This window comes from Trichocoleus sp. FACHB-591 (assembly GCF_014695845.1).
GTDB lineage: Bacteria > Cyanobacteriota > Cyanobacteriia > FACHB-46 > FACHB-46 > Trichocoleus.
The window spans coordinates 1-6117 of the sequence record NZ_JACJPA010000065.1; the positions used below are offsets into that span (position 1 = coordinate 1).

Here is a 6117-nt window from a genome sequence, read left to right on the forward strand (position 1 = left end):
GCGACAACCGTGCTCGGAGCCTGCCTAGGCGAGGTGGTTGTTGCCCTGTTGCTTCAGGAAGTTGAGCAAAAGCGCATGCTGTTACAGCAGCAGGGGTGGGAGGTTCAGATTACGAGGTGCAAGATCTGAGTTGAGTAACTACTGAGTTCTGCAAGAGCAACTTGCCAGTCAGTCGCTAAAGGCATGCCAGCGGTTCGATGTGGCATCAACAAAACCCGACCATCACTACACCGTTTGACCGCCATCAACGACTAGGGCGTGCCCAACAGCGAAGGAGGATGCATCTGAACATAGCCAGACGACGGCATTGGCAATTTCTTCGGGTTGACCCATCCTGCCAATTGGTTCCTGCGAGATCACTCGTTCTCGTCCTTCGGAAGTGCCGCCGCTGAAGCGATCCATCATTGGGGTGTCGATAATTCCGGGGCACACAGCGTTGATGCGGATGTTTTGCACGGCGTAGTCGAGAGCCGCCGCCTTGGTCAGTCCAACCACACCGTGCTTCGCAGCCACATAGGCAGCTTGCCCTTTGAAGCCTTTGACTCCAGCGCCTGAAGAGGTATTCACGATCGCGCCGCCCCCAAGCTTTTGCATCAGTGGGATTTCGTGCTTCAGGCACAGGAACACGCCGCGCAGGTTGATGTTGACGATGCGGTCCCACTCCTCCTCTGTCAGGTCTGCTGTGACCGCTATCTTCTGTTCCACGCCGGCGTTGTTGAAGGCAAAGTCCAGTCGCCCGAAGGTCTCAATGGTTTGATCCAGTGCTGCCTTCACGTCCTCAGCTCGCGTCACGTCGCATTTGACCGCGATCGCTCGTCCGCCGAGGTCTTCGATCAAGCGGACCGTTTCTTGATTGCCCAGTTCTGAGATGTCAGCGACCACCACGTTAGCGCCCTCACGGGCAAACGCCAATGCTGTCGCTCGACCAATGCCGTTTGCTGCTCCGGTGATAAAGGCCACCTTGCCTGTAAAGTTCTGGTTGTTCATATAATTTTTACCTTGTTTCTTGCTTTGCCCTATTTCAGATGTTGGGTGAAAAAGGATGTGAGCTTGTCAAAGGGGATCAAGTTCACCCGGTCGTACAAATCGACGTGTCCCGCATTCGGCACCCAAACGATCTCCTTCGGCTCGACCGCGCGGTTGTAGGCGTCCTCGCTGAACTCCCGGGAGTGGGCGTCGGTACCGGCGATAAAAAGCAGGGGACGATCGATCTCCTCGATCCGTTCAAGCGGGTAATAGTTCATGAACCGTACAACGCTGGCCATCGTCGGCTTCGTCGTCCGCGCCGGAGACGAGCCTTCTGGTGTGAATTCACCCCGAGGAGTCCGGTAGAAGTCGAAGAACTCGCGCTGGACCGGGTCGGTGCTCGCCGTCAGTTCGTTCGTCGTTCCACCCACGTAAGTAGTCTCGCCGCCCGTGAACTCCACGTAACGCTGCTCCGCCGCCGCCGCGATCATCTGCTGCCTTTGCTCGACGGTCACCGACTTTCTGAGCCCGTTGCGAGCCGCCGCGCCCATGTCGTACATGCTCACCGTCGCGACGACCTTAATGCGGGGGTCGATCTTGGCGGCGCTGATGACGAAGCTACCGCTGCCGCAGATTCCGAGGCCGCCAATCCGCTCCCGATCGACGAAGGGCCGGGTGCCCAGGAAGTCCACCGCCGCGCTGAAGTCCTCGGCATAAATCTCTGGCGCGACGAGGTTTCGCGGATTCCCCTCGCTTTCGCCCCAGAACGACAGGTCGATAGCTAAGGTGACGAATCCCTGTTCAGCCAGTTTTTGGGCATACAGATTTGAGCTCTGTTCTTTGACTGCGCCCATGGGGTGCCCGACAATGATTGCTGGATTCTTAACGTTCTGATTTAAGGTTTTGGGAATGAAGAGATTCCCGACAACCTGCATGTCGTATTGGTTTTTGAACGTAACTCTCTGCATCGTCACCTGGTCGCTCTTGTAGAAGTTGTCTGCCCCCTCGACCACAGCAGACTGCTGCACGGGTGCTTGGGCGGTCTCACGCGAGACGTTTGTTTTGTCGAGTGCAAATGCTGCTGTTGTGCAGATTGCACTCATCAAAAGGGTTGGGATTAGAACGCGGTGTTTCATTGGGTTCTTCATAGGTGTAGATGGGCTTATCTAGAGGGTTAGCTTCGGTTCGACTCGTTACGCACTGACGTTTCTATTGAATTCGCTTGATTGTCACGTCTACAGAACCAGGCACATTCAATGCCTCGATGCCACTATCTATTTTTCCGAGAATCACGAGTCCGTTTGAGTATTCAAAATCTCGGTAATAGATCGCCAAATTTCCCCAGGGAGCGTAATACGCAATATCTCCAACAGACGGGTCACTGCCTGGGGGGGCATCTTCTGTCGATAATCTTCTGGGTAGATTGCTGACTTTTTCGGTACTCGCGTGGTCTTCTAACATCAGCGTTAAAGGCAGCAGGGAAACAAAATCCTGAGTTGTTTTGCTGTCAATTAACGTGGCTGTAACAACTTGGTCTTCGAGCGTGATGTTAATCTTCATACTGTTTGCCCGCTCGGTTGATATTTCAGTGGGTATCGTTGACGGGGTGCTGATGGTCATACTGTTGTCGGCACGACAGGCTGAATAGCTCAGTGACATCGTTAGGGCGAGAACCAAAATCAGCATTCTTTTCTGACAATTTTTCCCTTGATGGGAAACCATCTCAAAGGCATTAAGATCTTCCTTCATACTGCTCGTCGCTGACCTGTTCCATCCAGTCCACAACCTTGCCGTCGAGTTGTTCGTGAATGGCGATATGGGTCATGGCTGTAGTTGCCGTAGCTCCGTGCCAGTGTTTTACACTTGGCGGAATCCAGACAACATCACCAGGCCTGATCTCCTGAATTTGACCGCCCCATTGCTGAACCCAGCCAGACCCAGCCGTCACGATGAGGGTTTGCCCCAGGGGATGGGTGTGCCACGCTGTGCGCGCACCCGGCTTGAAGGTGACACGTGCGCCAGAGGCGCGTGATGGATCGTGCACCGGAAACAGAGGATTGATGCGGACAGAACCCGTAAAATAGTCGGCTGATCCTTCAGTGGAAGGCTGCGAACCATTCCGCGTGATTTCCACGGTTGGAGGGCGACCGCCAGATGAGGCTTGGGTATGCCCTACCTGCGCAAACCCTAAAGTTAATAGGGAAAATGCCATGACCGGGAGCGTGAGCCGTTTCATTTTTTGTTCCTCTATGTTTTTGCTGAGTCATGCAAAGCTTTCCCACAGCGACCAATGCCTGCCGTGGATTTGATGATGCTTCTCGGGCAATCGCAAGAAGCGCTTGACCAAACAAACCTGAGTGTTCTCTTGAAGAGAAATCCAGACGCTTACAAGCAGCCGGAATCACGTTTCATTGCTTTAACCTCATTCTAGGAAGCCTGGAAGGCAAGCAATAGGATGATTGTCTAGGATGGTTGTACAATCCTGCAAACTTGCACCCGCTTCAATTCAAGTCACGCTAGATTCTGATACAGGCTTAGCTGTCAAACCCTTGTTTTTACCTTGATGTGTCCATAAATCTATTGGAACAGGCACAAGAAATGAATGCTGCAAGAACGAGTGAAAAGTCTGGTAGAGCGTTGATGAATAACCCTCAGGCAAAGCGTGAGGTAGAACGAGCGCAAGCCAACCGAGAGGAACTAACGGAGCGAATGGTCCAAGCGATTCGTCAAGATGGAGCGATCGAGCCGCTGAAAGGATTGCACTTTTACCGTGCCTCTTCCCCTTCGGAATGCTTTCATAGTGTCTCGATTCCTGCCTTTTGTGTGATTGCTCAAGGCAGCAAAGAAGTCCTGCTGGGCAGCGATCGCTATCAGTACGATCCAATGCATTATTTGCTGGGGACGGTCGAGCTGCCGATTGCCAGCCGCATTCTAGAAGCAACCCAGGAAAAGCCGTACCTGGGTCTTCGTCTCGATCTCGACCCTGCCCTCGTTGGCTCAGCCATGGTTGAGGCAGGCTATCCCTCAGCCCAAAGGAGTGCTAGTGTCAAAGCGATCGATGTCAGTCCACTAGATGCAAATCTGCTAGACGCGGTGGTTCGGCTTGTCAGGCTGCTCGATTCTTCGGCTGAAGCGTCTGTGCTTGCACCCCTGATTAAGAGGGAGATTATCTACCGATTGTTGATGGGAGAGCAAGGAAATCGGCTGCGTCAGATTGCCGTACTGGGTGGCTACACCCACCACATCGCCAGAGCCGTCGATCGCCTGCGGAAGGACTTTAACCAACCGCTGCGGATTGAAGATATCGCCCGAGAGCTTGGCATGAGTATCTCAGGCTTTCACCATCACTTCAAGTCGGTTACTGCTATGAGTCCGTTGCAGTTTCAGAAGCAACTACGGCTTCAGGAGGCTCGCCGTTTAATGCTGGGGCAAAACCTGGATGCTAGCAGTGCTGCCTACCACGTGGGATATGATGATGCCTCGCACTTCAACCGGGAGTATAAGCGGCTCTTTGGTACGCCACCGATGCGCGATGTAGAACGGCTGCGAGAAGCAGCTAGGGAGACTGTTAGTTCAATCTGATCTCCTCAAGCTAGATGGTGCTCAATCGATCCTGTATCATGCCCATCATTGATGAGTTTGTAACCACAGCTATGTTAATCAGACACCAGGAGCATTGTGGCATCGCGATATTCACAGAACCCAAGGTTTAGGAAACCGCAATCAACCCTTCTACTTCTTGAGCGTCAGATATTAGGCGATCGCTTTGGAGCGTTGGGGAAGTGATGAGGTTGAACGGTTCTATTTGGGAGGCTTGACATCACTAACTCATAGTCCTGTGAACTCGGCTTGTGAGGCAGTTTCAGGCTAAAAGGTAGGGGCGGGTGATGGGCAACGTTAGGCGGCTTTCACAAGAGCAGAAGGATAACACTAATGCAGAGTCAGAACCTACATTTCGAACCACTCACTGATGTCCATGCCGACGAACTCTTTTCTATTTTGACCACGCTCTCCGTCCTTGCCTTTATCGATCCAAATGGAAATCCACCGACTATAGAGGAGTTGAGGACAGAGTACGCTGCCCGTTCTCACGGCCCTGTGGTTTTGGCAACGCCGACTGAGCAATGGTTTAACATGGCAATCCGGTTAAAAACTCCTCCCTCTCCAGTGATTGGTCGGCTGGAGGCGACAGGATACGGAGAATGGGGTGAGGTGGCCTATTTGTTAGGTGAAGCTTGGTGGGGAAAGGGATTGGCATTCGAGGCGATGCTCTGGTGGCACGATTACCTGGCTGCTGTTGCACCAGGAACCGCATGGTGGGCCACTGTACATCCAATGAATCAGCGGAGCATTCGGCTCTTGAAACGTCTTGGATACAAGGAAGTGGACGCAAATCAGCGTCCAAAACTTTATTCTTACGATGTAGGAGATTGCTGCTTTGTCCAATCCGCCCAGACAAAGGAGAATAAGGAGACTACTATCTAACAATCTGCTTGCCCACCGACCATATCGGATTGGTTGATTGAGTCTGAAAATCTAAGCGAGCGGTGAAGCGGGTCGTTACCACCCCCTTGATTGCCGAAAATGCCTCGTTTCGGCAATGTTTTTGTGCAATTTTTGTGGCTTAAGCCATAGCTCAGAGAGACTTCAAGGGATCGCAACGCTAACGTCCCAAGGAGCTGAGAGGCGAGATACTCTCCTCAGCATTGCTCCGCTTGAGTAGCGCGATAATGGCATCCACCAAATCATCTAGGTCAATGGGTTTGAGCAGAAATTGCTGAAATCCGTAGGCAAAAGCTGCCTGACTCTCTTCTAGTTTTATACTACTGCTGAGAGCGATCGCGGGTGTCTGTCCGCCTAGTCCTGGCCGCAACCTTCTAATTTCATCGATCAGGGAGAATCCATCTTGTTGGCCCTAACGTAGCGAAGCTACATCCAAGTGCCAAGCTAAAAAAACTGAAAATTGCAACTTGCCCGTAAATGATGACCGGGTTGCCTATAAACTTCACGACAGAATGAAGGTTTCACGCTCTTCTAACTAGTAGTTCACCACGGTGATTATGACAGGCTGGGAGCGGGATAGAGGCGCTTGAATTTGGTACGAGCATCCCCGGTAGAAAAGCACCAATTGACCGTCGCTTGGTTCTGATT

At 52.4% G+C, this 6117-nt stretch carries 7 protein-coding genes; 2 read left to right on the forward strand and 5 right to left on the reverse strand.

Annotated features, from left to right (window positions below; all coding sequences use genetic code 11):
* Positions 1 to 225: 225 nt before the first annotated feature.
* The 4 genes from H6F90_RS12395 to H6F90_RS12410 all read right to left on the reverse strand — a co-directional run bounded on the left by H6F90_RS12395 (position 226) and on the right by H6F90_RS12410 (position 3202).
* Positions 226 to 987 carry an SDR family oxidoreductase gene (locus H6F90_RS12395; RefSeq protein ID WP_190552781.1) on the reverse strand — a complete coding sequence of 254 codons (762 nt, stop codon included), beginning with the start codon at positions 985 to 987 and terminating at the stop codon, positions 226 to 228.
* A gap of 29 nt (positions 988 to 1016) precedes the next feature.
* Positions 1017 to 2102: an alpha/beta hydrolase gene (locus H6F90_RS12400; RefSeq protein WP_190552782.1), complete on the reverse strand. Its 1086-nt coding sequence runs from the start codon at positions 2100 to 2102 to the stop codon at positions 1017 to 1019.
* Positions 2103 to 2175: 73 nt separating this feature from the next.
* Positions 2176 to 2715, reverse strand: a complete 540-nt coding sequence (locus H6F90_RS12405; protein WP_242024440.1) for a cyclophilin-like fold protein — start codon at positions 2713 to 2715, stop codon at positions 2176 to 2178.
* Positions 2699 to 3202 (reverse strand): cupin domain-containing protein, encoded by a 504-nt coding sequence (locus tag H6F90_RS12410; protein ID WP_190552783.1) that lies wholly within the window; start codon positions 3200 to 3202, stop codon positions 2699 to 2701. Before H6F90_RS12410 ends, H6F90_RS12405 begins: the two co-directional genes overlap by 17 nt.
* A 362-nt stretch (positions 3203 to 3564) precedes the next feature.
* Between H6F90_RS12410 and H6F90_RS12415 the strand changes: the two genes are divergently transcribed.
* Both H6F90_RS12415 and H6F90_RS12420 read left to right on the forward strand, forming a co-directional pair.
* Positions 3565 to 4548, forward strand: a complete 984-nt coding sequence (locus H6F90_RS12415; protein ID WP_190552784.1) for an AraC family transcriptional regulator — start codon at positions 3565 to 3567, stop codon at positions 4546 to 4548.
* Between the two features lie 351 nt (positions 4549 to 4899).
* Complete coding sequence (locus H6F90_RS12420; protein WP_190552785.1) at positions 4900 to 5451, forward strand: GNAT family N-acetyltransferase; 552 nt, start codon at positions 4900 to 4902, stop codon at positions 5449 to 5451.
* A 178-nt stretch (positions 5452 to 5629) separates the two neighbouring features.
* Here H6F90_RS12420 and H6F90_RS12425 read toward each other — a convergent pair whose 3' ends face one another.
* The gene (locus H6F90_RS12425) at positions 5630 to 5839 is read right to left on the reverse strand and encodes a hypothetical protein (RefSeq protein ID WP_242024441.1); all 210 of its coding nucleotides are present in this window, start codon (positions 5837 to 5839) and stop codon (positions 5630 to 5632) included.
* Between the last annotated feature and the right edge of the window lie 278 nt (positions 5840 to 6117).